Annotated in this window: 23 protein-coding genes and 1 pseudogene; 6 read left to right on the top strand and 18 right to left on the bottom strand. The window is 38.6% G+C overall.

Annotated elements, in window-relative coordinates:
- Window positions 1-56: 56 nt before the first annotated feature.
- Genes NHG49_RS24610 through NHG49_RS24630 form a run of 5 tightly spaced genes read right to left on the bottom strand, consistent with a single transcriptional unit; the run spans window position 57 to window position 4,729 of the window.
- Complete coding sequence (locus NHG49_RS24610; protein WP_098101773.1) at window positions 57-782, bottom strand: GntR family transcriptional regulator; 726 nt, start codon at window positions 780-782, stop codon at window positions 57-59.
- Complete coding sequence (locus NHG49_RS24615) at window positions 782-1,798, bottom strand: sugar kinase (RefSeq protein ID WP_222654756.1); 1,017 nt, start codon at window positions 1,796-1,798, stop codon at window positions 782-784. Before NHG49_RS24615 ends, NHG49_RS24610 begins: the two co-directional genes overlap by 1 nt.
- The gene (gene dagF, locus NHG49_RS24620; protein ID WP_098101777.1) at window positions 1,791-2,546 is read right to left on the bottom strand and encodes a 2-dehydro-3-deoxy-phosphogluconate aldolase; all 756 of its coding nucleotides are present in this window, start codon (window positions 2,544-2,546) and stop codon (window positions 1,791-1,793) included. Before dagF ends, NHG49_RS24615 begins: the two co-directional genes overlap by 8 nt.
- A 1-nt stretch (window position 2,547) precedes the next feature.
- A complete protein-coding gene (locus NHG49_RS24625) occupies window positions 2,548-3,651 on the bottom strand; it encodes a DgaE family pyridoxal phosphate-dependent ammonia lyase (protein WP_098101778.1) in 1,104 nt (367 codons plus the stop codon).
- Window positions 3,629-4,729: an amidohydrolase/deacetylase family metallohydrolase gene (locus NHG49_RS24630; RefSeq protein WP_222654754.1), complete on the bottom strand. Its 1,101-nt coding sequence runs from the start codon at window positions 4,727-4,729 to the stop codon at window positions 3,629-3,631. Before NHG49_RS24630 ends, NHG49_RS24625 begins: the two co-directional genes overlap by 23 nt.
- Before the next feature lie 192 nt (window positions 4,730-4,921).
- Between NHG49_RS24630 and NHG49_RS24635 the strand changes: the two are divergent.
- Window positions 4,922-6,152 (top strand): annotated as a pseudogene (locus NHG49_RS24635) (translocation protein TolB).
- Window positions 6,153-6,238: 86 nt separating this feature from the next.
- Here the strand turns inward: NHG49_RS24635 and NHG49_RS24640 are convergent.
- The 9 genes from NHG49_RS24640 to NHG49_RS24680 all read right to left on the bottom strand — a co-directional run bounded on the left by NHG49_RS24640 (window position 6,239) and on the right by NHG49_RS24680 (window position 16,736).
- A complete protein-coding gene (locus tag NHG49_RS24640) occupies window positions 6,239-7,099 on the bottom strand; it encodes a M15 family metallopeptidase (RefSeq protein WP_098101782.1) in 861 nt (286 codons plus the stop codon).
- Between the two features lie 91 nt (window positions 7,100-7,190).
- Window positions 7,191-8,288, bottom strand: a complete 1,098-nt coding sequence (locus NHG49_RS24645; RefSeq protein ID WP_064474443.1) for a HAMP domain-containing sensor histidine kinase — start codon at window positions 8,286-8,288, stop codon at window positions 7,191-7,193.
- Window positions 8,281-8,979, bottom strand: coding sequence for a response regulator transcription factor (locus NHG49_RS24650; RefSeq protein ID WP_000790344.1), 699 nt, complete (start codon window positions 8,977-8,979; stop codon window positions 8,281-8,283). The genes NHG49_RS24645 and NHG49_RS24650 overlap by 8 nt, the downstream gene beginning before the upstream one ends.
- Before the next feature lie 160 nt (window positions 8,980-9,139).
- Window positions 9,140-10,246 (bottom strand): o-succinylbenzoate synthase, encoded by a 1,107-nt coding sequence (gene menC / locus NHG49_RS24655; RefSeq protein ID WP_098101784.1) that lies wholly within the window; start codon window positions 10,244-10,246, stop codon window positions 9,140-9,142.
- Window positions 10,247-11,692 carry an o-succinylbenzoate--CoA ligase gene (locus tag NHG49_RS24660; protein WP_098101786.1) on the bottom strand — a complete coding sequence of 482 codons (1,446 nt, stop codon included), beginning with the start codon at window positions 11,690-11,692 and terminating at the stop codon, window positions 10,247-10,249.
- 202 nt (window positions 11,693-11,894) lie between these two features.
- Window positions 11,895-12,713 carry a 1,4-dihydroxy-2-naphthoyl-CoA synthase gene (menB, locus tag NHG49_RS24665; protein WP_000963888.1) on the bottom strand — a complete coding sequence of 273 codons (819 nt, stop codon included), beginning with the start codon at window positions 12,711-12,713 and terminating at the stop codon, window positions 11,895-11,897.
- A 68-nt stretch (window positions 12,714-12,781) separates the two neighbouring features.
- Window positions 12,782-13,594 (bottom strand): 2-succinyl-6-hydroxy-2,4-cyclohexadiene-1-carboxylate synthase, encoded by an 813-nt coding sequence (gene menH, locus NHG49_RS24670; RefSeq protein ID WP_064474440.1) that lies wholly within the window; start codon window positions 13,592-13,594, stop codon window positions 12,782-12,784.
- Window positions 13,591-15,345, bottom strand: coding sequence for a 2-succinyl-5-enolpyruvyl-6-hydroxy-3-cyclohexene-1-carboxylic-acid synthase (gene menD / locus NHG49_RS24675; RefSeq protein ID WP_098101788.1), 1,755 nt, complete (start codon window positions 15,343-15,345; stop codon window positions 13,591-13,593). Before menD ends, menH begins: the two co-directional genes overlap by 4 nt.
- Window positions 15,342-16,736, bottom strand: a complete 1,395-nt coding sequence (locus NHG49_RS24680) for an isochorismate synthase (RefSeq protein WP_098101790.1) — start codon at window positions 16,734-16,736, stop codon at window positions 15,342-15,344. Before NHG49_RS24680 ends, menD begins: the two co-directional genes overlap by 4 nt.
- Window positions 16,737-16,930: 194 nt before the next feature.
- Here NHG49_RS24680 and NHG49_RS24685 point away from each other — a divergent pair, with 194 nt between their 5' ends.
- Both NHG49_RS24685 and NHG49_RS24690 read left to right on the top strand, forming a co-directional pair.
- A complete protein-coding gene (locus tag NHG49_RS24685; RefSeq protein ID WP_000425755.1) occupies window positions 16,931-17,884 on the top strand; it encodes a 1,4-dihydroxy-2-naphthoate polyprenyltransferase in 954 nt (317 codons plus the stop codon).
- A 121-nt stretch (window positions 17,885-18,005) separates the two neighbouring features.
- Window positions 18,006-18,737 (top strand): yteA family sporulation protein, encoded by a 732-nt coding sequence (locus tag NHG49_RS24690; RefSeq protein ID WP_064474437.1) that lies wholly within the window; start codon window positions 18,006-18,008, stop codon window positions 18,735-18,737.
- Window positions 18,738-18,780: 43 nt separating this feature from the next.
- On the opposite strand, the gene cspD is transcribed toward NHG49_RS24690, so the two are convergent.
- Complete coding sequence (cspD, locus tag NHG49_RS24695; RefSeq protein WP_001193052.1) at window positions 18,781-18,981, bottom strand: cold-shock protein CspD; 201 nt, start codon at window positions 18,979-18,981, stop codon at window positions 18,781-18,783.
- Between the two features lie 321 nt (window positions 18,982-19,302).
- On the opposite strand from cspD, the gene NHG49_RS24700 reads away from it, so the two are divergent.
- The 3 genes from NHG49_RS24700 to NHG49_RS24710 all read left to right on the top strand — a co-directional run bounded on the left by NHG49_RS24700 (window position 19,303) and on the right by NHG49_RS24710 (window position 21,238).
- On the top strand, window positions 19,303-20,085 hold the full coding sequence (locus NHG49_RS24700; RefSeq protein WP_001147830.1) for a TIGR00266 family protein: 783 nt from the start codon (window positions 19,303-19,305) through the stop codon (window positions 20,083-20,085).
- A gap of 219 nt (window positions 20,086-20,304) precedes the next feature.
- Complete coding sequence (locus NHG49_RS24705) at window positions 20,305-21,027, top strand: lipase family protein (RefSeq protein WP_001260119.1); 723 nt, start codon at window positions 20,305-20,307, stop codon at window positions 21,025-21,027.
- 76 nt (window positions 21,028-21,103) lie between these two features.
- The gene (locus tag NHG49_RS24710) at window positions 21,104-21,238 is read left to right on the top strand and encodes a hypothetical protein (RefSeq protein WP_081257150.1); all 135 of its coding nucleotides are present in this window, start codon (window positions 21,104-21,106) and stop codon (window positions 21,236-21,238) included.
- A gap of 157 nt (window positions 21,239-21,395) precedes the next feature.
- Here NHG49_RS24710 and glgP read toward each other — a convergent pair whose 3' ends face one another.
- From glgP to glgD, 3 genes are all read right to left on the bottom strand, one after another.
- Window positions 21,396-23,804 (bottom strand): glycogen phosphorylase, encoded by a 2,409-nt coding sequence (gene glgP, locus NHG49_RS24715; RefSeq protein WP_087984936.1) that lies wholly within the window; start codon window positions 23,802-23,804, stop codon window positions 21,396-21,398.
- Window positions 23,805-23,822: 18 nt separating this feature from the next.
- Entirely contained in the window at window positions 23,823-25,253 is a 1,431-nt protein-coding gene (gene glgA / locus NHG49_RS24720; protein ID WP_149173700.1) for a glycogen synthase GlgA, read from the bottom strand.
- Between the two features lie 113 nt (window positions 25,254-25,366).
- Window positions 25,367-26,401, bottom strand: coding sequence for a glucose-1-phosphate adenylyltransferase subunit GlgD (glgD, locus tag NHG49_RS24725; RefSeq protein WP_098101795.1), 1,035 nt, complete (start codon window positions 26,399-26,401; stop codon window positions 25,367-25,369).
- Window positions 26,402-26,403 lie beyond the last annotated feature (2 nt).

Raw genomic sequence — 26,403 nt, forward strand, 5'->3', positions numbered from 1 at the left:
GGGATGAACCCAATTAAAGTTTCACTTTATAAAAAAAGAGGGCGAATACCCTCTTTTTATACGTCATAATTCACTACATAATGCTGCATTTCTGTGTTGTAGTAGCCTTCGCTATATTCAATTACTTCGCCAACTTCATCGTAAGAATAACGCATACGTTTTAATAGCGCTGTCCCCTCTTTTTCACCTAACGCTTCTGCAACGAAACTAGGCGCGAGTCCAACTACGAATTCATCTCTGAAGTTTTCTAAATGTATACCTCGGTCTTCAACTAAATCATAAAGCGATTGTAAATCAAAGTCCGATAAATCTGTACTTGCCATGTGTGCTGAGAAATAGTGCGTATAATGAATGTACGGTGCATCATTTAACGTATATAAACGTTCGATACGAAAACTCTCCTTACCGAATAATCGAAATGGCACTGTTCCTTCTTCATTATGAACGACTTCTGCTTTTAGTAATTTCTTTTGTACTTTATATCCTTCTTCCACTAACACTTCTGTAAATTTCTTTCCCTTTGACAACTTTGTCGCAGAAGTATTACGGATGACTTTCGTTCCTTTACCGCTTTTCTTTTCCAAATATCCTTCTTGAGCAAGTTCTTTAATCGCATTACGCACTGTAATTTTACTCACTTTGAACTCTTCTTCTAACTGCGGTTCGGAAGGAATATTCGTATGAATCGCATATACACCATGCAATATTCGATCACGAATAATATTTTTTATTTGTAAATATAATGGTCCTTTTTTCCTCGTTACGTTCACCGTTACACCCACTACCTTTCTACATCACCTACTGATGCCGTCATTGCCCGAAGTATATCCTTCTCTGATGACATTGGCGTATCACCGACGATTGTATGTGCAAGCATTCCAGCTGCTGACGCAAATGAAACAGCTTTCTCTGGTGCAAACTCTTCTATCTCGCCATGAATAATCCCGCTCGTATAAGCATCTCCAGCACCTATTCTATCATATACAGAAAACGTAAGTGTTTTTGCAAAAGTGAACGCACCATCTTTACATATAAACCCGCGAAGCGAGTGTGTATTATCGCTATTAATAGAGCGATGTGTACCAGCAATTGTAGCAATATGATATGTTTCAGCCACTTTCGGAATAAGATCAACAAGTTGCGCCTCTCGCTCTGTCTCTTCTGTTTTCATTCCAAGAACGAACATTGCATCTTTTTCATTCATCATAACGATATCAGCAAGAGCTAGCATTTCTTCATAATGCGGTTTCGCCTGCTCATATCCATCCTCTCCCCAAAGAGATGGACGATAATTGCAATCAAAAACGACAGTGCCTCCGCTTTCTTTAACTGCTTTCGCTAAAGATTTCATATGATGGCGCACCGTATCATTTATCGCAAGTGTAATGCCGCAAAAATGAACGATATCAATTTCCTTGACGATTTCTTCAAATTGATACATTTCTTCACATGCCGTATTAAAGCTACTTTCTAGGCGATTTGAATATGTAACGCGGCTTGCACGTGCTCCAAATCCATTTTCTAAAAAGTACATGCCGACATATTTACCACCTCTTGAAATAAACGGTGCCTGAATGCCTAATTTTTGAATGTGCGATATCGCAGCATCTCCAACCGAGTTTTCCGGTAAAGTTGAAATAAGAAAACCTTCATGCCCTAGATGAGAAAGCGCCGCTGCAACGTTCACACCTGTACCAGAAAATGAGTAATTTAATGTGTTAGCTTGTGACAACAATTCATATCCTGGTACTTGCAGGCGCATCATTACTTCGCCAAATGCTGCAATTTTCTTACGCATATTGATCAACTAGCTTCTTCACTACCGCTAATAACTCACGAACATCTTCTGTTTTCGTATTACCAGTTTCTTTATCAATAATAGAAGAGTACACGTGCGGGATAACTTGCTCTACATTTGCATCTAATGCGATACGTACAATTGTTTCAAAGTTTTCTTTATCAATTCCGCCTGTTGGCTCTAATGCAAAGCCTTCTTCCGCACATGCTTTCGCAACTGCGCGATATTCTTCTTCATGCGCTAATCCTTTCATTGGGAAGTATTTCAATGAATTTCCGCCCATATCACGTACAAGTGCGATTGCTGTTTTAATTGGAACGATTGCTTTTTCTTCTCCAGCTGCACTAATTGGACCAGTAGAAATATTTACGTACCCTACTTTTCCTGTTGGTGATACTAAACTATTAATCCAGCTATCTTTTCCGCCAAGGTTTGCACGTGTCGCTCCAACTGAAGGGAACACTTGGTTAATATGACTACCAGGATAATGCTTCGCAATTTCAGCTACAACTGCCGCTTGGCGATTATCTCCTGCTCCTAGTCCGATTGATACAGCGTCATCAATTTCTTGTCCGTATGCTTTCATTGCAGTTACTGCTTCTTCTACTGTTGGATATTCTTTTGATAACACTCCCACTACTACATAACCTTCTGCCGCTTCAAAAATGTCTTTTGCATTTTCGATATTGTTTGCTAATACATTTAATGCTACACGGCCTTTATAAAAACGTTTTTGAATGTTTGTCATTTTAGTTTCCCCCTACGATTTCTCTCATTTTTTCTTCAATTACATGTATGTCATCACCTTGAAGTGGACGTGGGTCAATGTCAAAGAATCCTTGTCTTACTCCATAATCACGTGTGTAAATTGCGATTTCCCCTTCGCGTAATGCTGTTACAACGTCTTTTGCTGATTTATTTAACTCTTTCTCGTTAATATGAATACGCGCTCTAAAGATTGCTCTTCCTGCTTCATCTTGAACGATCGTTACATTTACACCATTTAATTCTTTTAGCGGCATAAGTACTTGTAATAACTCTTTTTCTTGCTGGCTCTTATCTTCTTTTACTCCATACTCATCAAGCGCTTGAAGTAAACCGAAAGTCGTCTCTTTCCCAACTTTCATACTTCTTCCGATGCAATGTAATTGCACTTTCAGCCACTCGATATATTTTCGTTTCCCGCCAACAATACCAGAAGTAGGTCCTTCAATTGCCTTTGAACCGCTATAAATGGCAAGGTCTGCATACTTCACATATTTTTGAATATCCTCTTCAGCTGCCGCATCGACGATAAGTGGTACGTTATTTCGCTGTGCAACTTCCCATGCTTCTTCAACAGAAATCATATTTTTTTGCACGGCATGATGGGATTTCACATATAGAATTGCTGCTGTATTTTCACCAATCGCATCTTCAATATGCTCTGCTTTCCCTTCATTTGCATAGCCAACTTCTACAAGCTTACCCCCGCCTAAGTAAATCATCGTTTCAACAGGCGCACCGTATTGAACGTTATGGCCTTTTAACATAATCACTTCGTTTTTCGCGATGACCTCTTGATGAAGTCTTTCACTTTTACGGCGATTTCCTTCTGTAACGATACCAGCGATAGAAAGCGCAATTCCGCTCGATGCTGAATTCACAACGACTGCTGCCTCTGAATCTAGAATTCTCGCAATATGGTCTCCTGCTTTATCTACTAAATCTGCAATTTCCACATAATTTTGTCCACCATGTTTCATCGCATCCATAACTGTATTTGTAGGAGCGGATACACCTAAAATACTCATTCTACCGCTCGCATTAATCACTCTTTTTAATCCGTACTTAGCATTCAATGAATGACCCATTGATTACAACCCCTTTCGTATCAATTCTTCTTTCAGCAATGCGCTGATCCCCTTCTGAATCAATTAACGTAATCGGTTCATCTTTCACCGTAAATAAAGTTAAGTTTGCAATATCGCCTTCTTGAATACGGCCAAGCTCTGGTTTCTTCAGCCACTCTGCCGCATTTTTCGTCACCGCATTTATTACTTCTTCTAGCGGATACCCTAAGTAAAGGAATTTCGAAAGAACGTGAGCCATACTATACACTGGACCGTCTATACGATTCTTCCGGTAAATGTCTGTACTAATTGTATTAAAGGCAATGCCGTGACGCTTCGCCGCTTCTGCTACTTTAAAAGAAAAACTAGCATTACCGTGACCAACATCTAAATGAACACCGCGCTTCACTGCATCTATTAATACAGGTAGCGGTTTGCCTTCTTCATCAAATAAATTATTTTCTTTCCCGTTTAAGTAATGTGTAATCACATCATCTTTTTCTAAAAGAGGTACAACTTCCTCAATGCGAGGAGGCGCTGAACCGATATGTACCATAATCGGTAATGATGTTTCACGAGATAACGAGCGTGCAACATGAAGCGGTTCAATTCCGCTGTCACAAACGACACTTTTACTCATTCTCGCCTTTAACCCAACGATTACATCTTTATACTTTTCTACTGATTCTATTACTTTCTCTTTATCTATCCATTCCATATTGGATAATTCATCAATTCGTTTCAAACCGATGCGAGAAATATTTAAAAAGGCAAATAAATTCGTTTTTGCCTGCTCTCTACTTTTTACTAAATCTGCAATGCGATCAGCTCCGCAGCTACCCGCATCAACAATTGTCGTTACCCCTTGCTTAACGCCAATTTCATCCACCTCATCGCCATACGGATCAAACTCTGGAAAAGCATGAACGTGTAAATCAATCCAGCCACTCGATACGTACGTACCCGAGTAATCAAGAACCTTCCCACCCCCGCCAGAACCAGCTTTCGTCACCTGTGCGATTTTATTATTTTCAATTACAATGTCAATCTCTTCCCCGTTCACACGTTTCACATTACGTAGTACGAATCGTTCTGTCATTGTATTTCCACCCTTTTCTATAAGAAGCCATAAGAATACGCTTACATTAAAGTTTCATTTTATATCTCTTTCACACGTTTAGCGTAACACAAAAAAAGGGAGAAGTAAATATAACGTTATAATGTTTGATTTTATATTAAAATGAGAGTTTCCATTACATATTCGGACAACCTATAAGCAGGAGGGATATTCATGGGATTTCGAATTTTATTATTTATAATTTTAATTACTTTGTCTATATCAACAACGGTTAGCGCAGCCCCTCCATCACTCACGGCTGCATTTATCCGGGACCATCAGCTATGGATAAAGACAGGAAATCAAGAAATACAAATCACAAAAAATCGATATGTGTATTCTCCAAAATGGTCTTATGACGGTAGGTTTATTGGCTATATTGATAGTGATGAAGCGGGTAAAGAATCTAACTTATTCATCTATGATACGGAAGATAAAATAAACTATCAGCCTTATGTAAGAGTCGTAACATCTGACTTTAAGTGGTCACCAAACAAAAATCAATTGGCTTACACTGATCAAGGTTTATTAAACGTTACAAAAATTAAAAACGGTCGCCCACAAGATTTTGAAAATGTATCACTTGGGGTTAGTGATTTCGAATGGTTCCCGAACGGAAAGGAATTTATCGTCTCCTCACAATCCTGCTTGCGTCCGACCGGATGGGGCAAGATTCCACTTTATTAAAATACCAGTCGATGCAAATCTTGCTAAAGATAAAATAAAGCCTTTTTATACGATTCAAACAAATGAAACTGATTTATTTGCGATTAACACTAACTATTTCAAGTGGAGTTCTGATGGAAAGTGGCTTAGTTTTTTGGCTAGTCCTACTGCCTCCTTAGCAATGGATAGCAATACATTATGTGTTATCTCATCAAAAGGGAAACACTTTCGAACGATTGGTAACATGCTATGGTTCAAAGACTGGATGAAGTGGGCTCCATCAGCCAATCAACTGGCCTATATTTCAGGAGAAGGAAGATTTTTTGTAGAAAATAAAAAATTTACAGTTGCAGACATGGTAATAGCAAAACAACAAAAGGTCTACACACCTGTCGGTTATGTAGACCTTGATTTAGAATGGTTTTCACCAAACAAAGTGGTTGTGGCTCGTGCAAAAGAAAATAAGGCATGGAAAGAAGGCCTTGTTCCGACGATGTTTACAACACTTTATATGATCAATATAAAAACAGAAGAACAGAAACAAATCTCGTTCCCAAAACAGAATGAACGTGATGAAGACCCTCAAGTTATTCGCCCTTATCTTACTTGGCTTCGCAAGAAAACAAATGAATATAAAGGCGATGTCTGGGTGAAGGATAGCTTACATAGTCAGGAGTATATATGGCTGAAGAATGTTGATGAGGCTCCGACTTTTTTTACTCTGACTAAACTTCATTGAAAATATGTTAATTACAATCCTAGTCATATAAAAATTTGTACCTGTTCCTCCATTTTGATTCTCCCGCATGGGAGAATCAAAATGATCTATTCCTGAACCGTCACAATAACCCCATCCATATTGTTGCCCGAAATTTCATACTGCTTATCCGCTGGAACATTCACTTTCCTATTCCCGGACACTTTATAATAAGAAACCGTATATTTCTTACCTTCCACATCGGTTGTGATTTCTTTTTTCTCTTTTAAGAAGTCCAAATATTCCTCTAATGTAATTTTCTCTTTTTGCATAATCGCACTATGAGGTAATCCGACATAACGTATATGCCACGGCTCATATTGAATGCCTGTAATATGACTTTTATTTTTCGGATAACGTAAAACAAAGCCATGCTTCCATACGTTCTCTTCAATCCACTTTCCTTCAGGGGCTCTCTCCATCTTCTTTTGCGTAGATCCAACATCCAGTGATAATCCTAAATTATGTTCACTATATCCTGCTGGAAGTGCATAATCAGAGCCCATTTTTTCATATAACTTTTCTTGCTCATTAAAATCTCGATATCCGCTATTCATTAAAAAATGCTGTACACCATCTTTCCCAGCTGCATCGACAACGTTCAAAAACTTGCTCACAACATCCTTTGATAAACGAAGATTTCTATCAAATATCACATAGCCTCTTACTAATTCACTATTGTGATTTACATTTATAATATCGGATCTAATACTATCTTTTTTAACGGGGTAATCTTTATTAACTAATAATAGATTACCTTTATAAACTTGTTCTTTTGTAACCTCTACCTTTTCAATTTTCGCCGATTTTACCTTATTATCTTTTCCCGCAATTTTAACATCGATCTCCTTTTGAAATAACGGTGATATATAAAAGCCTACACAGACTGTACATAATATAAAAAGAGAAATAAATACCCACTTTTTCATTTCTAGTTCCTCCTTAACGTGACTTACGTATAGAATAGAAAAAACTATTAAAATAAAAAGTGGGGTAAAGTTTAAATTTTTATTAAATTGCTTAGCTTTCTTCTTTTGGTAATCTTACTTCAAATATCGTTCTAATTACATTACTTTCAGCAGAAATCTTCCCATCATGCTGTTCAACAATATTTTTCGCGATAAATAAACCAAGGCCTGTACTACCTTGTTGCTCTGACCTTGCTTTATCACCTGTATAAAACATATCAAAAAGATACGGTAAATCTTCTTCCGGAATGCTATCTCCGTAATTAATAATTTGTACGACTACCTCTTCACTCTCAATATATGCGTTCACATCGACAAACTTTCCATCATACCCGTAACGAATCGCGTTCGTTAAAAGATTTTCAAATACCCTCGCTAATAATTTTCCATCACCGCTAATAGGTAAATAAGAATCCATGTTCAATCTCGCTTCTAAACCCTTTTTCTCTAATAACGGATACAATTCTTCCTCTAACTGTATAAGCAATTCACTTATATCAATTGGTCTTTTGTCCAGCTGCAACATCCCATAATTCATTCTCGTAATTTCAAATAATTCATCAATTAAACTTTCCAGCCTTTCGGATTTCGTAAAAGCGATTGTGGAAAAATGTTTAATTTGTTCTTTCGTCAAATTCTCATCTTTAAGAATTAAATCTAAATAACCTAAAACAGATGTTAACGGCGTTCTTAAATCGTGAGCTAAGTTAACAATAAGCTGGTCTTTACTACTTTCCGCAAAGTCTCCTCGTTCCACTGCTTCCTTTAATTTTTCACTCGCTACATTTATTTCACGTGCGATATATCCAAACTCATCATTTGATGAAACGTGCACTTCATTTGTAAAATCTCCGTTCGCCAAATGGTGAATCCCGTTTGAAATCTCATCAAAATATTTTACATAAGGCCTAGTAAGGAAGAAGAAAAACATAATAGACAGAGGGATAAAAATAATTAAAAAGAAATTAACATCCCCAATTTGTCTTATCATTGAACGGAATTGGGCTAATGGATCTTCAAAACGAACGACTAATTTATAGTAGATCCGTAAGCCTTCATAAATGATATACGTTACCCCACCAGCTAATATCATACTTAACGCAAATAGCATAACCATCTTCGAGCGAAAGCTTCTCATCTTTTTAGCCATTGAAAGTATACCCTACTCCCCACACTGTTTTTATTAACTTATTCTTTCTTTTATCTTCTCCAAGTTTTTTCCGCAGTGTACGAATATGTACCATAACTGTATTTCCACTTTCATAATAACCTTCAGCCCATACTTGCTGAAAAATATTTTCCACATTGTACACTTTCTTCGGATGGCTCGCTAATAAATATAAAATATCAAACTCTTTCGGTGTTAATTCAACTTGTTCTCCGTACACATTTACTGTTCTTCGCTCAGGATCAATAACAACTCCGCCTACCTCTAAAGCAGATTTATTCTCCGCTACTTTCGGCTGATTTAACGTAAGAAATCGGCGTAATTGTGCATTTACACGTGCAACTAATTCAATCGGTGTAAAAGGTTTCGTCATATAATCATCTGCACCTAATACTAAACCTGTCACCTTATCAAAATCAGACGTTTTCGCACTTAAGAAAATGATTGGCATATGATGCTTCGCGCGAATTTGGCGCGTCACTTCATAACCATCCATTTTTGGCATCATAATATCTAAAACCACTAAGTCGATTGGCTGCGTTTTAATAACATGAATTGCCTCTTCTCCATCAGCTGCCTTCACGACGTGGTAACCTTCTTTTTCTAAATGTATCTCAATTAAATCAGCAATTTCTGCCTCATCATCCGCTATTAAAATTGAAATGTTCTTCATTTTACTCCCCCTTGTATACGCTCGATTGTAAACTAGTCTATCCAATTTGTACAATACGAAAAGGTTACTCACGGGAGTAACCTTAGTAAATGAAATTATATCGACTTACCGACAATTAACAACAAAATCCTACCGCTATTTGCGGGCATCCTGATTAAATTCACCGCTCCAAAACTATCCGCTGCTTCGTGATTTCCGCCAGCCTTCCTCGATTTACTTCATACTCAGTGTCAACACTTTGCGGTACAATCACCTTTCCGCCCTCAAGCATCACTTCCGGCGAAATAATATCCTTCTCCCAATGTCGGCTAGAGGCAGATATATCACCTGGAATCGTAAAGTTTGGCAGTGAAGCAAGCGCAACATTTTGTGCTCGTGAAATCCCCATCTCTACCATACCACCGCACCAAACTGGTATGTTATGCTCCATGCAGTAATCATGAATTTGAATGGATTCTGTTAATCCACCCACTCGCCCTGGTTTAATATTAACGATGCGGCAACTACCAAGCGTAATCGCAACGCGCGCGTCTTCTAAACTATGTATGCTTTCGTCTAAACAAATTGGCGTTTCAATTTTCTTTTGCAGTTGTGCATGATCCAGAAAATCGTAATCCGCTAACGGCTGTTCAATCATCATCAATTGAAATTCATCTAATCGCTTCAACTTCTCCGTATCCGCTAATGTATAGGCTGAATTTGCATCAGCCATTAACGGGATATGCGGGAATTCTTTACGAATTTCTTTCAATAATTCGTAATCATGCTCTGGCTTTATTTTCACTTTAAAACGCTCGTACCCTTCTTCTGCATACTTCTCAATTTGTTTTAACATGACGGGAATTGTATTGATACCAATCACAACGCCAACTTCAATTTCAGTCCTAGTTCCGCCAAGTAATGCCGCTAATGACTTCTTTTGACGCTTTGCATATAAGCCCCAAACAGCCCCTTCAATTCCGGCCTTTGCCATTCTGTTTCTCTTTATATGCTTGAACAAATCTGGTATTTCATTCGGATGAGAAATTTCAGCTTTCAATAAATCCGGTATTAAAAAATCTTGAAGTACATGTAGCGCTGTCTTCACCGTTTCTTCCGTATACCACGGTTCAGAGAACGCAACGACTTCGCCAAATCCAATGTATCCGTCCGTATCTTCTAATTCAATGACGATACTTTCACGCTTTTCATACGTTCCGTAGCTTGCAGCGAACGGAATGACGAGTGGCATTTCCGTTATATGAAGTGTCGCTTTTTTTATTTCCACTTACATCTCCTCCACTAATTGTCTTAACTCTCGTCTTAACAATTTTTTCGAAGCGTTTCGTGGTAATTCCTCTAAGAAACATGCTTTCTTCGGCACTTTATATTTCGCTAATTTCTCCTCGCAAAAATGCAGAATTTCTTCTTCTGTTACCTCTCCACTTTTTACAACAAAAGCAGCGGGTACTTGTCCCCATTTATCGTCAGTCATACCGACGACACCGGCTTCGGCTACCATCGGATGAGAGAGCAACACTTCTTCAATTTGAGCCGGATATATATTTTCACCGCCAGAAATAATTAAATCACTGCGGCGGTCTAATACGTATAAAAATCCTTCTTCGTCTAAATAACCGAGGTCACCAGTATGAAGCCATCCGTTTTGGATGGTTTCGCGCGTCGCATCTTCACGATTAAAATAACCGCCTGTTACGTTCGGTCCTTTTACTGCGATCTCGCCTTCCGTAAACGGCGGCACTACTACGCCATCTTTTTCAATACGAAGTTGGCACTGAAATAGTGGTTTCCCGGCTGATCCTACTTTCGTTAACATGTAATCTGCGGATAACGTACAAATTTGCGACGACGTTTCTGTCATACCGTACGTTTGATACACAGGAATTCCTTTATCTACACACGTTTCTAGTAGTGGTTTCGGGGCTGGTCCTCCGCCAAGTAACATGCATCGTAAAGAAGATGGATATGTCTCTCCTCCAAGTCTCTCTAATAAATCAGTTAACATTTTAGAAACGACAGAAATGATCGTAACACCTCTCGTTTGAAGTGCTTTATGAATAAAATCAGCATCATATTTCGGAACGAGTAAAATACGCATTCCGTACATAACATTTTTCATTAAAAGAGATAACCCGCCAACGTGGAACATCGGCATACAAGCTAACCAGCAATCATCATCACGAAGCCCTAAATTAAGCGAAGAACCAACCGCGCTTGCCCAGTGATTGCCGTACGTTAAAATAACGCCTTTCGGCTTCCCTGTCGTCCCTGACGTATAAATAATTGTCATTGCTTCTTCTAAAGAGAATTCTTCTTGTATAGAGGCTTCCGCCTTCGATCCATTCATCACTTCGGCAAATGAATATACAGGAACATCTTTAGGCTCGAAATCTTGATCCGTCACTAAGCATACAACTTCAGCATCATCCATTTGCCAAAGTAGCTCTTCTCTTGAAAGACGCGTATTTAAAAGCACAGCTACTGCACCTACGTAAGATAGGACGTGAATAACTGTAATCATCTCCATACCATTTTTCATCAGAACAGCCACCTTTTGCCCACGCTTCACTCCTACATGTGTGAGGTGTTCACAAACAGATACTACTTTTTCATGCAGCTGCATAAAAGTAACTTTCTCTTCCTCTATTTCAATTGCAATGCGATCTGGTGTTAAAAATGCACGTTGCATTAACCAATTTGGCATCGTCTCCATTATCCATTCTCCTTTCATGAAAGAAAGAGACTTGATATGACATCAAGTCTCTTAGTTGTTTTGTTTCCGGTTTGATCTCATCTAGCTACGCCTCCTAGCCCCTTCCGTCTAAGAACCTTCCGCCCGAGAAAGTAAAAAACACTTTCTGTGCGAAAGAACCTTAGCCTACGAGGCTAAACAGTCGGCTCCGCTTTTGATTTGATCACGGGAAACGAGGGAATTGACCGAAGTCCGGACTGCGTTTTTCTTTGAACGCGTCGCGACCTTCTTTTGCTTCGTCAGTTGTGTAGTACAATAACGTTGCATCTCCAGCTAGTTGTTGAATACCAGCTAGACCGTCTGTGTCTGCGTTGAATGCAGCTTTTAGGAAACGAAGTGCCATTGGGCTGTTTGCTAAGATTTCTTGTGCCCATTGTACTGTTTCTGCTTCAAGCTCTTCTAATGGTACTACTGTGTTTACTAAGCCCATATCAAGCGCTTCTTGTGCGCTGTATTGACGGCATAGGTACCAAATTTCGCGAGCTTTCTTATGGCCTACCATACGAGCTAAGTAACCAGCTCCGTATCCACCGTCAAAGCTTCCTACTTTAGGACCTGTTTGTCCAAATACAGCATTGTCTGCAGCGATTGTTAAGTCACATACGATATGAAGTACGTGTCCACCACCGATTGCATAACCTGCTACCATTGCAATAACTGGTTTAGGAATTGCGCGAATTAGACGTTGTAAGTCTAATACGTTTAAACGAGGGATTTGGTCGTCACCTACATATCCACCATGACCGCGAACTTTTTGGTCGCCGCCAGAACAGAATGCACGTCCACCTTCACCTGTTAAAATGATAACGCCAACATTTGCATCATCACGAGCGTGTGCAAAAGCGTTGATTAACTCCATTACCGTTTTAGGACGGAATGCGTTATGTACTTCAGGACGGTTAATCGAAATCTTTGCGATACCATTGTATGTTGAATAAATAATATCTTCGTAATTGCCTTCTTTTACCCATTCAATAGCCATTACAACTACCTCCTTGTATATTTCTGATCTCCTCTATAAGTGTAGCTTCCTTCTTAGATGAAAAAGCATCACTGCATAGTTTTTAGAAATCCCTTTACTATTGTATCAAACTTTTCCGGTTGTTCCACATGAATTGCATGGCCAGCACCATCAATTTTGACAAATTTCGCGTCAGAGACGCATTTTTCGATGTTTTTTAATATGCGAAAGAACTTTTCATCATACTCCCCGTTCATTAAAAGAACAGGCATTTTTAAGTTTTGCAGCTCGTTCCACCATGAAAGCTGAGCCCCTGTTCCCATGCCGCGCAAGCTATTTGCAAGTCCTTTTGGATTGTTAGCAAGTCTTTCTTTTCGCACTGCTTCTTGTACGTTTTGTGCTAAACATTTTTGCGTTTCAAACAGCGGAATATTTTCCCACATCGTTACAAAACTATTGATGCCTTCTCGCTCAATTTTATTGGCAAGTCGCTCATCTTTTACACGACGTTCTTCTCTCTCATCTTCACTTTTGAGTCCAGCTGTACAATTTTCTAATAAAAGGGAATGCACATACTCTGGATATAGACATGCCATCGTAATCGCCAGTCTACCGCCCATTGAATAGCCAAGTATGTGTGCTTTTTCAATATGAAGATAATCTAGTAGTTCTTTCATTTGCAATGCTGCATTTCGAATATCATAGTGAGTTACATCTTCAGGACTTTCCGTTTTTCCGTGCCCCACAATATCTACTAAAATGACTTGAAACTGTTCACTCCAAGAAGGAACGAAGGAACGCCACGTTTCCATGCTTCCCGTAAAACCATGAAGAAGTAGAAGTGGTTCCCCGCTTCCAACTACTTCATATTCATACGATACACCTTGCAGCGTTACGTTCATTTTGATTCACCTTGCAACGATGCAGTAATTATGTCCTGCGTTTTCGCCCACAATTTACGGTGCAATATTAAGTTTTCATCACGGTTCGTACAAATTTCTACAACGTGTAAACCTTCCTTCGTCGTTCCCTTTTGCACCTCTTCTCGGAATTGCTCCCAACCATTTACACGGCTAAATGAACCGCCATACATTTTGACAACATGCTCGTAATCAAGTCCAATTGGCGTTCCAAATAATGATTCGAAATGTTCCTTTTTCTCATATTGTGGTAAGAATGAGAAAATACCGCCACCATCATTGTTTACAACGACAATCGTTATATTTAATTCATGTAATTTTGCGGCTAATAATCCGTTTAAATCGTGATAAAATGATAAATCACCAATAACTAATACGAGCGGATCGCAAATAATACTCGCTCCTAAAGCTGTCGAAATGATTCCATCAATCCCATTTACACCACGGTTTGCCATCACTTGAATATTTTTATCTGATGTGAAGAAGAATGAATCTGTATCACGAATTGGCATACTATTACTCGCGAATAATGTTGCCCCTTCTGGTAGTACGCGGACGATATCCGTAATAACTTTCCCTTCAAATGCAGTTTCATATGTTTCCATTTCACGAAGCGTTTCCTTCGTTTTTTCGTTTATATGTTGCCACATTCCGAACCAATCATTCTGTTTCATAGCTGGTATTTTTTCTATTAGTGCCTTGCAAAATGCAGTATCACTTGCCTGTACAACTTCTGTCGCAACGAGAGCTGGGTCTCTCCATTGGCCAGATTCTTCAACAACGATATGAACGGCTTTCTTCTGTTTTTTAATGAACTGCGTTAATGCTTTAGAAACAGGCATACCACCAAAGCGAATTATAACTTCTGGCTTCCACGTTTCTTTTAACAATTCATTTCGTAAAAATGTATCGTAACAGTCGATTACCATCGTTTTATCGTGATGTCCGCTACGAATGTTCGAAAGTGGATCCGCTAATATTGGATATCCCGTTTTTTCAGCTAGTTCTGCCGCAAACGCTGCGATTTCTGAATGACTATCATCTCCACAAATAATAAGCCCCTTTTCCATATGTGAAAGGCGCCCTACAAGAGAATCTACATATTCACTCGGCATCATCACGTTCCCTTGCTGAACTACTCCTGTATATTCCCCGCGTCCTTTATCCCATAAACTTTCTAATGAGAAATCTGGGATAAGCGGCTCGCGAACTGGAAAATTAAGATGAACAGGTCCTTGCGGCGCTAGAAGTGCGCTTGCTATCGTGCGCTGCGTCGTCATGCGAGCATAATAATACATCGCTTCACTCGCTTCTGGAAGTGCCATCTCTGTAAATTGCTTCACAAATGTACCGTATAAATTGAATTGATTCATCGCTTGTGGTGCACCAACATCTCTTAATTCATGCGGTCTATCTGCCGTTAAGACGATAAGCGGCACTCGTGAATGAAAAGCTTCACATACAGCTGGATAGTAGTTCGCTGCTGCCGTTCCTGACGTACATAATAATGCAACAGGGCGTTTTTTTGCTTTTGCGATACCGAGCGCAAAAAATCCTGCTGATCTTTCATCTACATGTAAATATGTGTTCATTCCTTCATGTTGTTCCATTAGTAGAGCAATCGGTGTTGACCGTGAGCCTGGACTAATGACAACATCACATACATTTAGACGCGTCAGTTCATCCACGAACGCGCCTAAATAATATGATAATGCTTCTATATGATTGTTCATTTCATTAATTCCTCCAAAGCACCAAGCATCGGTCTAAACTTCAAGCTTGTTTCTTCATATTCAAGTTGCGGTACTGAATCAATTACAATCCCGCATCCGGCAAATAAGGATGCTTTCGCGCCATTTAATAATCCGCAGCGAAGTGCAACCGCAAATTCACCATTTCCTTCATCATCTATCCAGCCAATCGGTGCACCATATAACCCTCTGTCTAACAATTCAACATCACGAATCAGTTTCATCGCTTCCAAACGAGGTGTCCCGCCAAGAGCTGGTGTTGGGTGTAATTCTTCTACCATTGTTAAAAGACTCGCATCGCCGTTTGCCTCTACAGGCGTATATAAATGAATTAAGTTTTTCGTTGTTAATAAGCCCGGACTTTCCGGAATATTAACGGATTCGCAGTGCTCATTTAGCACTCCTCGAATCATGTTCACAACATAACCGTGTTCAGCTAAATTCTTTTCATCATGAAGAAGCGCATTACTATTTCGTTTACTTTCTTCTATAGATTGACCATGACCAGTTGAACCAGCAAGACACATCGAAGTAAATTTCTCATCTTCTTTGCGTATTAACCTCTCTGGCGTCGCTCCTAAGAAGCATGCTCCTTTATAATCAAAAGAAAATACGTAACAATCCGGTTGCCCAATGCGAAGCGCTTCTAAAACAAGAGCAGAATCAATATGATGATCCATTTCTACTTTTAGCTCCCTCGCTAATACAACCTTCTGCACGTTCCCCTGCTTCATCTCATCTTGCACTGTCTCAATGGCCTTCATCCAGCCTTTCGGATCTACTTCTACTTTAGAAGTAACTGTTAATTTCGATCCCTCTAGTGCACATTTACTCTCCCAAAAAATTTTCTCTTCTAAAGAAACAATTTCGTTATAAAGAGTTTCTGCACAATCAGTTGCTGAAACGAATGTATTCATTGTTAACCATGCTTTTTCATTTTTTACAGTTAATAAAAATGCTGGTAGTGAAAATGTCGTATCATCAAATTCTTTCCATAAGTCGGTTTTCTCTTTTTCTTGGTCAAATGAAAATCCACCAAATAAAAGAGGACCTGTCCCAAATTCGTATCTTCCTCTTTGTACAAATGCTTTCTCTTTTACTTTATCCCACTCGTCACGAGCCGTTTGAAAGCGTTTGTGAGAAGAAGTTGCTATAGTGAAAACAGAGCCAATTCCAGCAAATATTACATGCTGAGCTGGGTCTGCAAAATAACATCTATTTTCGAATGAGATCCTTTTTCCTGCTGCATAAAACAGAAGCGGATCTATCCAGTCTATTTGTTTTACGAAGCTAACCAATATTTTTTCATCAGTTGCACGCTTAATGGCTGCACTAAGAACTTCTTGCAAGCCTATTTGTTTCGTTTGAATCACAATTGTCTCCCCCCTATGGGCGAAAAATAGTCATAATTACGCTTGATTTTAAGATACACCTCAAACGAAAGGCCTGTCAACGTTTAGCATTTCTGAGAAATTCACCTTCTCTTCCTAGAAAATAAACGTTGACACTAAATGATGCTTTTTCTACACTTAGTTGTGTACAATATGTGACCAAAGGAGGATTCAACATGGAAATGAACGTCGAAACGAATTCCTCTCCTACGGCGCCAAAGCCAAGTAAGCAAACCGGCTGGCGCATTTGGTGGAGTTTACTACGTCCCCATACATTAACAGCAGCTTTCGTTCCTGTTTTCATCGGAACAGCCTATGCGATGCAGGTCGGAGGTATAAATCAAATACATCTCCCTCTTTTCCTTATGATGCTTCTCGCTTGTCTTCTCATTCAAGCAGCAACAAACATGTTTAATGAATACTTTGATTATAAAAGAGGACTCGATCACGAAGGGTCAGTCGGTATCGGCGGCGCTATCGTTCGCGATGGCATTCAGCCGAAAACAGTGCTTAACTTAGCATTTGGATTTTTCGGCATCGCAATACTATTAGGTGTTTATATTTGTATGAATTCTAGCTGGTGGCTTGCTGCAATCGGTCTTGTTTGTATGGCCGTTGCCTACCTTTATACAGGTGGCCCACTTCCAATTGCCTATACACCATTTGGAGAGTTAACAGCCGGATTATTTATGGGTGTCATTATTATTGGGATTTCATTCTTTATTCAAACTGGAACTGTAACATCAGAAGTCATTTTATTATCTATTCCAAGCTCCATTTTAATTGGTGCCATTTTACTAGCTAATAACATTCGTGACTTAGATGGCGATAAAGAAAACGGTCGTAAAACGTTAGCAATTCTCGTCGGACGTGAAAGAGCCGTTGGTGTACTCGCTTCTATGTTCATCGTTTCTTATATTTGGACAATCGCTCTAATTATCGTGAACATCGTATCGCCGTGGATGCTTATCGTATTTTTAAGTGCACCGAAAGCATTGAAAGCGACGAAAGGCTTTATCGGCAAAAGCATTCCAATGGAAATGGTACCTGCGATGATTGCAACAGCGAAAACAAATACAATCTTCGGTCTCCTCATGGGAATCGGATTATTGCTTGGATATTTTCTATAAAAAGGAGCTGCTTATGCGGCTCTTTTTTTATACCGATTTCCGAGCTGAAATTCAGCTCATAATTCCTACTCTCAACGCTCATACTATGTAAAGAAACTGACTTGTAGGAAGGTGGAAGACTATGTTAACTCCACAACAAATAAATCAATTTAAATCTATTTTAGAAAAACAACAGCAAGAAGTTGAAGTAACAATACAAACTCATGAGAATACAGATCGTGCTTCTGAACGCGATTCTGTTGGAGAATTATCTAGCTATGACAATCATCCAGGTGATATGGCTACAGAATTATACGAACGCGAGAAAGATTTCGGGCTCATCGAATTTTGGCATAAGCAGCTAGAAGATACGAAACATGCCCTGCAAAAAATTGAAGCAGGTACGTATGGAATTTGCGAAGTATCTGGCGAAGAAATTCCGTTTGAAAGATTAGAGGCAATGCCAACCGCTACAACGTGTATTCAGCACACTACAAATAAATTAAATATGAACACGCGACCAGTTGAAGAAGAGGTGTTGGCTCCTTCTTTTCACAAGCACGACGAAGATCATTCTGTAGAATACGATGCTGAAGATGCATGGCAAGATGTCGCAAATTACGGGACATCAGAAACACCGTCCGATTTAGAAAGACAGGATTCCAAAAACTATAATGGCATGTACGTAAATAGTGAGGAAAATGTTGGGTATGTAGAGGATTTCGAAAATTTTATAGGAACAGACATGTATGGCAAAAATCCGCAAGTTTTCGCCACAGAAGAACATGAAGAGTATGAACAAATGCTTGATGACTTTGAAGAGCGCACTTTCAAAGGCGAGTTATCTTCAAATGAATCTAGCTCCAAAGAATAAAAAAAGCATTCCGAAATTCGGAATGCTTTTTATCGCTAGCTAATTAGTTTTTTGTAACGTTAGCTGCTTGTGGTCCGCGGTTTCCTTCAACGATTTCGAAAGAAACTTCTTGACCTTCTTCTAAAGTTTTGAAGCCGTCGCCTTGGATAGCTGAGAAATGTACGAATACGTCTTCTCCGCCTTCAACTTCGATGAAGCCAAAACCTTTTTCGCCGTTAAACCATTTAACTTTACCTGTTTGCATGTCATGTACCTCCTAAATAAAAATGAAACTATGAATCCACATGAAAAGGTGGATATAAAGGACATGAATGTATAACAAGCTTACAGCCTTTAATACAACGTGCTTTATTTCCGTACCACATTATGTAGCTCAATAGTGTTTTCACTATATCATGCTATGTCAAAAACGTCAAATGAGAACACTTTCAAACCATCGTTTTTTATAATCCTAGTATAACCTTAAATTTTCATTCTATTTTTATTCAAAAATTAACAAATCTACAGTATTCTAATTCCTTTGATTTTTGTACAATATAATTACTACATATGATGAGGTGAAAAAATGCAAGCACATGAAATCGAGTATAAATTATATGGCGATGATATGCAGTTTGTTGAAATTGAATTAGATCCAGAAGAAAGCGTTATCGCAGAAGCTGGCGCAATGATGATGATGGAAGATCATATCGAAATGGAAACCATTTTCGGTGATGGTTCTGGCCCATCTAGTGGTCTATTCGGTAAATTAATGGGCGCTGGTAAGCGTCTCGTTACAGGTGAAAGTATGTTTATGACTGTCTTTACAAATACAGGTCATGGCAAGCGCCACGTATCATTCGCCGCTCCTTATCCAGGAAAAATCATCCCTGTTGATTTAACACAATATCAAGGGAAAGTCGTTTGTCAAAAAGACGCGTTTCTTTGTGCAGCAAAGGGCGTTTCTATCGGAATTGAGTTTACGAAAAAAATTGGAACTGGTTTCTTCGGTGGTGAAGGTTTCATCATGCAGAAACTTGAAGGTGATGGACTCGCTTTCATGCATGCAGGAGGAACTGTATATAAGCGTGAATTAAAACCTGGCGAAAGACTTCGCATCGATACAGGTTGTCTCGTTGCCATGACAAAAGACGTTAACTACGATATCGAGTTCGTTGGAAAAGTAAAAACAGCTCTATTTGGCGGCGAAGGTTTATTCTTCGCAACGTTAGAAGGTCCTGGAACGGTTTGGATTCAGTCCTTAACACTTAGCCGTTTAGCAGCACGCCTTACAAGCCCAGCAGCTCAAAACAGCGGTGAAGGCAGCGTTTTAGGCGGACTTGGACGTCTTTTAGATGGGAAAGAATAAAACAAAAAAGAGATAGTCCCCTTCATAGGGAACTATCTTTTTTTGGACTGTATAAACCATTTTGAATCGTATTGGATTCCATAACCTCATTAGCCGCGCTTCTTCTTCATATTTATAAAGGAAAGGTTCAAGCCTAATTTTCAAACTTCCTCAAAAGAATGAATCAAGTCCCTCACTGCATATATTGAACTATACCTTTTCTTAAGGAGGGCTTCCTTAATGCGTACTCCTTTATCCTTCGATAAAGATACTGCCATATTGTTAGCTTCTTGTTGTGAGTTAACGTATGAACAATATAAACAAAATGGGATTTTCGAAATACCGGATGGTTTTCAATATGTACAAGGCTTTCAAGGAAAAACCATTCAAACGACAGAATGGTTTGGATTCATACTAGAATCTGAGGATACGATTATTGTAGCTTTTCGCGGGACACAAACAGATACAGACTGGATTATCGATTCACTCGTTAACCAAAAACCATACCCATATGCTTTAAACAGCGGAAATGTCCATAACGGCTTTCTTTCCATTTATGAATCTTGTCGAGATTCTATTATGGATATGCTCGTATCACTACCAGCCCATAAAAAACTTCTTGCAACAGGTCATAGCTTAGGCGGCGCGCTCGCCACACTACATATACTCGATGCGCGTATCAACACCGCCTTCGCACAGTACGGTCTTTATACATTTGCCTCTCCCAAAGTGGGCGATATTGCATTTCGTAATTATTATAAACTACAAGTAGCTAGTAGCTTTCGCTTTGTTAATCTATTTGATGTCGTTCCTCTTCTTCCTCCGCGCAATGTCCATTTTAATGACCAAGACTGGGAATATGCACACGTTCATCACAATATGACTTTTACAAAAAACACAAAATCTATTACAAATAATCATGCCATGACAACATACAAAACATGTCTGACTTCTCATTTTTAACCAGGTAATGATTGGAAATTCTATATCCTTATACTATAATAGTATATGAAGTTATTTTTGGATGAGGGGACCTTACATGCTAAAATTTATCTTTGCACTTTTTCTCATTATAATTTTTTCGTTTACAGGTTTCTTTACATTTTCATACTTTGCGACGGGAGAATATGGTGGAACAGGTATCATATATACCGCTATCCCATTTCTTTCTTAAGCAAAAAAAGAAAACCGAGCTTAATGAGATTAAGCTCGGTTTTTCAAGTGATTATATTCCTCTTTTAAAAGTGAATACACTTTAGCATCCCTATACGTATAATTCATTTTTACACTTTGTCTCCATGAATAAAAGTCCCTTCAAAAGGGACTTTCACTTAATACTGTGTAACCGCATTACCAATACTCCAAATCTCATTACTATACTGTAAAATCGTTCGATCACTCGCAAAATGACCAGACTGTGCAATATTTAAAATCGACATTTCTAGCCACTTCGTTCGATTTTCATACGCTCTACCAACAGCTTCTTGCCTTTCCGCATATGGACCAAAATCTCGCAGAACGAAGTATTCATCATTTTGAATTACGAGAGAATCATAAATCGCTTCAAATTCAGCTCCCGAATGTGCAAAGAAACCATTCGTTAACTGATCTACTACTTTTTTAATATGCATATTGTGGTGATAATAATCACTTGCACGATATCCACCATTTTGATAGTAATGAAGAACCTCTTCCGCTGTTAAGCCAAAAATGAAACAGTTATCATCACCGACCCGGTCTTTTATTTCAACATTAGCTCCATCTAACGTTCCGAGTGTAATCGCACCATTCATCATAAATTTCATATTCCCCGTTCCTGATGCTTCTTTACTCGCAGTTGAAATTTGCTCACTCACATCCGCAGCTGGGAATATATCTTCCGCTAAAGACACTCGATAGTTTTCTAGAAAGATAACTTTCATATATTGGCTTACGTACGGATCATTATTCACTTTCCTTGCGAGTTCATTGATTAATTTAATAATTTTTTTCGCATAGTAATAGCCAGGTGATGCTTTCGCTCCAAAGATAAAAGTACGCGGGTAAAATGTAAAACTAGCATCCTCTTTCAAACGGTTATACAAATATAAAATATGAAGAACATTTAATAATTGTCGTTTGTAAGCATGTAGTCTTTTTACTTGCACATCAAAAATAGAATTAGGATCAATTGTAATCCCCATTTTATTATGAATGCGCTCCGCTAAAATCTCTTTACGCTCTTGTTTTACCTCTGCAAATTTCTCTTGGAAACTCGCATCATATTGAACTAATTGTAGCTCTTGAAGCTTAATCGGTTCTTTCTTCCACTCTGTTCCAATTGCCTCTGAAATAAGGTTCGTCAGCTGCGGATTCGCCTTCATTAACCAACGTCTATGAGCGATTCCATTCGTTTTATTATTAAACTTATCTGGATAAAACTCATAAAACAGTCGCATTTCACGTTGCTTTAAAATTTCCGTATGAATTTTTGCTACACCATTTACGCTATGGCTACCGACAATTGCTAAATGAGCCATTTTCACAAGATCATGCGCAATAATCGCCATCTCTTCAATACGATGCCATTCATATGGATAACGTTCCCAAAGTTCATGACAGAAACGTTCATTAATCTCTTCAATAATCATATAAATTCTCGGTAATAACGGTTTGAAAATGTGAATTGGCCACTTCTCAAGCGCTTCTGATAACGTCGTATGATTCGTATAAGAAATCGTTTGCGTTGTTATGTGCCAAGCTTCTTCCCATGCTAGTTTTTCTTCATCTAATAAAATACGCATCAGTTCTGGAATCGCCAAAACGGGATGTGTATCATTAATATGAATCGCAATTTTCTCATGTAATTGACGAAGGTCACCATATCTTTCTCTATGCATACGAACGATATTTTGCAAACTTGCTGATACGAGGAAATACTGTTGTTTCAAACGAAGTATTTTCCCCTCATCATGCGTATCATCTGGATATAAAAACTCCGATACCGCCTCTGTTTCACGCTTATATTTCAAAATATCTTTACAATTTTGCGGGAAAGGAACTGGTTCAGCATTCCAAAGTCTGAGTGTATTTACAGTACTCGTCTCATAACCTACTACTGGAACGTCATATGGTACTGCCATAATCACTTCTGCATTCGTATGCCTGAACTCTAAACGCCCGTCAATGTATAGCGGTTCCACATTGCCGAAATAACTTACTTCTACAGCTTGATCATGCCTTCTTACTTCCCATACGTTTTCATGAAGAAGCCACTGTTCTGGAAATTCAACTTGATAACCATCAACAATTTTTTGATCAAATAAGCCATGTTTGTAACGAATTCCACAGCCATGACCTGGTAAGTTTAAAGATGCAAGTGAATCAAGGAAACAGGCTGCTAATCGTCCAAGTCCACCATTTCCAAGACCTGCATCTGCTTCCACCTCTTCTAACTGTTGCAAAGAAATCCCAAGCTCAGAAAGTCCTTGCTCACATACATCCCTGATGCCTAAATTTAATATGTTACTTCCAAGCAAACGCCCAAGTAAAAACTCAATGGATAAGTAATACATTTGCTTTTGCTCTCCAGACCGATAACTTTCGTTCGTTGCAATCCATTGACTATTCATATACTCACGTACCATGTACCCAAGCGTATTGTATTGATCACGAGTTGTAGAGTCTTTAAAACTTTTACCATACATCGTCTCTAACTTTTCTAGAAAAGCTGATTTGAAACTTTCAACATGAGTAAACATTTCTTCACCACCTACATGTTATTCCATGAGACTTTTATACAATTTCTTATAGGCAAGAGCTGATTTCTCCCAGCTATAATCTTCAGTCATCGCTTGTTTTACAAGCTGCTCCCACACCGGTTTATCATGATAAAATTCAATTGCACGAAGAACCGTGTGCAACATGTCATGTGCATTAAAGTTCGTGAAACTGAAACCATTTCCTTCTCCAGTTTCTTCGTCATAAGATTGTACAGTATCATTTAATCCGCCTGTCTCTCTTACAATCGGAATTGTACCGTACGCTAATGCGATAAGTTGTCCAAGTCCACACGGTTCAAATAGTGATGGCATTAAGAATAAATCACTTCCTGCATACACTTGGTGGGCTAGTTCTTCATTAAATCCGATATACACTTTTACCTTCTCAGGATACTCGTATGCCATCCACTCAAAGAATTGTTCATATTCAGAATCACCTGATCCTAAAATAATACATTGCACATCTTCCTCCATTATTTCGCGGAATACAGTACGTACTAAATCAAGACCTTTTTGCTTCGTTAATCTCGTTACCATTGAAATAATTGGTGTATCTTCTTTTTCTGGCAAACCAAAATAACGCTGCAAGGCGCGTTTATTTTCATTCTTTTCCTCTAATGACTCTGCATCATACTGAGCAGTAATATACGAATCCGTTTCTGGATTATATACGCTCGTATCAATTCCATTTACGATGCCGCTAAGCTTACCATTATTTTTTCGTAACAATCCATCTAACTTCTCACCGAAAAACTCATATTGAATTTCCTCTTTGTATGTCGGGCTAACCGCTGTAATTTGATCAGAAGCGATAATTCCGCCCTTCATAAAGTTCACATTTCCATAGAACTCTAGCTGCTCACTATGAAAATATTCGTCACCAAGTTCTAACAAGTCGTACATCACTTCAGGAGGAAATACACCTTGGAACTGCAAGTTATGAATCGTATACACCGTTTTAATATGCTCATATAATGGATTATCTTGATACTTTTCACGCAGTAAGAAATTCACCATAGCTGTATGCCAATCGTGGCTATGGAGAACATCCACTTCGAAATCAAGATGCGGAATACACTCTAAAACTGCTTTCGAAAAATAAGAAAAACGCTCTCCATCATCATAATGACCATATAGAGAATCTCTCTTAAAATAATATTCATTATCTATTAAGTAATACTTAATCCCGTCTTGCTCACCTTTTAAAATTCCGCAATATTGATTTCTCCACCCAAGCGGGACGTTAATTACTTTATGTAACGTACATCCATCCCTTAATTTTTGCGGAATAAGACTATAATTTGGAAGTATAATGCGAACGTCCACACCTAATTTTTTCAGCTCTTTTGGGAGCGCACCTGCTACATCAGCTAATCCTCCCGATTTAACAAATGGTACACATTCTGATACTGCAAATAAAATATTCACTTGTTGTCCCACTGCACGAAAAGCTTATACGACTTCCCTTGCAGCTTCCTCCCTTCGAGTTTTCATTTGAATGAATGCTTTAATCAGTGGAGGAAAAACCCCCACTGATTCTTTTAAGAATAACTATTAATCGTACTGCTTTGAACGCTTCCTTTTTCTACAACATATGGATCATCGGCGTTTCCTTTTAGTACAACACCGTCACCAATTTTCACGTCTTTATCAATAATAACACCTTCTATTATACAGTTATCTCCAATTTTGCTCTTTTGCATAATAATGCTATTACGAACAATTGAACCTTTTCCAATTGTAACAGAACGGGAGATAACACTATTTTCTACTTCTCCTTCAATAATACTGCCGTTTGCAATCATTGTATTTTTCACGGCTGCACCCTTCAGGTAACGAGTTGGTGGTTCATCTTTTACTTTCGTAAAGATCGGTGCTTCTTTCTTAAATAATTGCTTCCAAATAGCAGGCTGCAAAATTTCTAAGCTATGTTTATAGTAACTTTCAATCGAATCAATAATAGCTACATATCCTGTATGCTCATACGTAGCAATATGCAGTGATTTTCCGCGCTTTTCTCTCACTACATCAAATAAACTGTATTGCTCCACATCTTTATATGTCTCAAATAAATCTAACAATAATTGTTTCTTTAACACGTATGTTTGAAGCGAAACCCCTTCATGGCAAACTTCAGTAATATCAGCTGCCGTATGTATATGTCGCTCTAACACCGCTTGAAAATTTAATGCTGTTACGAGATGGCTATTCGTAATAACAACGTATTCTTCTCTAGCTCTTAAAAAATAATCAATATGTCTTCTAAAATGTGCAAAAGATCCAAATTCATCTTGGTCACATTGGCAATTTGGCGGGAATAAAAACAATCCGTCTCTTTTTCTATCTAAATCCCACTGTTTTCCTGAACCAACATGGTCCATTAGTGAACGGTTTTTATGACTTGTAAAAACCGCTACACTATGAATATTAGAATTCACCATATTTGAAAGCATGAAATCAATGAGTCGGTAACGGCCCCCAAACGGTAACGCCGCTAATGAACGATGCCCTGTTACTTTCTTTAAGGAAGGAAAACTTCCCGTTGCATTAATAATTCCTAACATTTTTTCTCCCATTC

Source organism: Bacillus sp. IBL03825 (assembly GCF_024712505.1).
In the GTDB taxonomy this organism is placed as follows: Bacteria; Bacillota; Bacilli; order Bacillales; family Bacillaceae_G; genus Bacillus_A; species Bacillus_A wiedmannii.

Excerpts from the sequence above, each read along its gene's own strand:
- NHG49_RS24615 (WP_222654756.1), bottom strand. The coding sequence starts at position 1,798 with ATGCGTAAGAAAATTGCAGCATTTGGCGAAGTAATGATGCGCCTGCAA.
- dagF (WP_098101777.1), bottom strand. The coding sequence starts at position 2,546 with ATGACAAACATTCAAAAACGTTTTTATAAAGGCCGTGTAGCATTAAAT.
- NHG49_RS24625 (WP_098101778.1), bottom strand. The coding sequence starts at position 3,651 with ATGGGTCATTCATTGAATGCTAAGTACGGATTAAAAAGAGTGATTAAT.
- NHG49_RS24630 (WP_222654754.1), bottom strand. The coding sequence starts at position 4,729 with ATGACAGAACGATTCGTACTACGTAATGTGAAACGTGTGAACGGGGAA.
- NHG49_RS24640 (WP_098101782.1), bottom strand. The coding sequence starts at position 7,099 with ATGAAAAAGTGGGTATTTATTTCTCTTTTTATATTATGTACAGTCTGT.
- NHG49_RS24645 (WP_064474443.1), bottom strand. The coding sequence starts at position 8,288 with ATGGCTAAAAAGATGAGAAGCTTTCGCTCGAAGATGGTTATGCTATTT.
- NHG49_RS24650 (WP_000790344.1), bottom strand. The coding sequence starts at position 8,979 with ATGAAGAACATTTCAATTTTAATAGCGGATGATGAGGCAGAAATTGCT.
- NHG49_RS24660 (WP_098101786.1), bottom strand. The coding sequence starts at position 11,692 with ATGGAGACGATGCCAAATTGGTTAATGCAACGTGCATTTTTAACACCA.
- menB (WP_000963888.1), bottom strand. The coding sequence starts at position 12,713 with ATGGCTATTGAATGGGTAAAAGAAGGCAATTACGAAGATATTATTTAT.
- menH (WP_064474440.1), bottom strand. The coding sequence starts at position 13,594 with ATGAACGTAACGCTGCAAGGTGTATCGTATGAATATGAAGTAGTTGGA.
- menD (WP_098101788.1), bottom strand. The coding sequence starts at position 15,345 with ATGAACAATCATATAGAAGCATTATCATATTATTTAGGCGCGTTCGTG.
- NHG49_RS24685 (WP_000425755.1), top strand. The coding sequence starts at position 16,931 with ATGGAAATGAACGTCGAAACGAATTCCTCTCCTACGGCGCCAAAGCCA.
- NHG49_RS24690 (WP_064474437.1), top strand. The coding sequence starts at position 18,006 with ATGTTAACTCCACAACAAATAAATCAATTTAAATCTATTTTAGAAAAA.
- cspD (WP_001193052.1), bottom strand. The coding sequence starts at position 18,981 with ATGCAAACAGGTAAAGTTAAATGGTTTAACGGCGAAAAAGGTTTTGGC.
- NHG49_RS24700 (WP_001147830.1), top strand. The coding sequence starts at position 19,303 with ATGCAAGCACATGAAATCGAGTATAAATTATATGGCGATGATATGCAG.
- NHG49_RS24705 (WP_001260119.1), top strand. The coding sequence starts at position 20,305 with ATGCGTACTCCTTTATCCTTCGATAAAGATACTGCCATATTGTTAGCT.
- NHG49_RS24710 (WP_081257150.1), top strand. The coding sequence starts at position 21,104 with ATGCTAAAATTTATCTTTGCACTTTTTCTCATTATAATTTTTTCGTTT.
- glgP (WP_087984936.1), bottom strand. The coding sequence starts at position 23,804 with ATGTTTACTCATGTTGAAAGTTTCAAATCAGCTTTTCTAGAAAAGTTA.
- glgD (WP_098101795.1), bottom strand. The coding sequence starts at position 26,401 with ATGGGAGAAAAAATGTTAGGAATTATTAATGCAACGGGAAGTTTTCCT.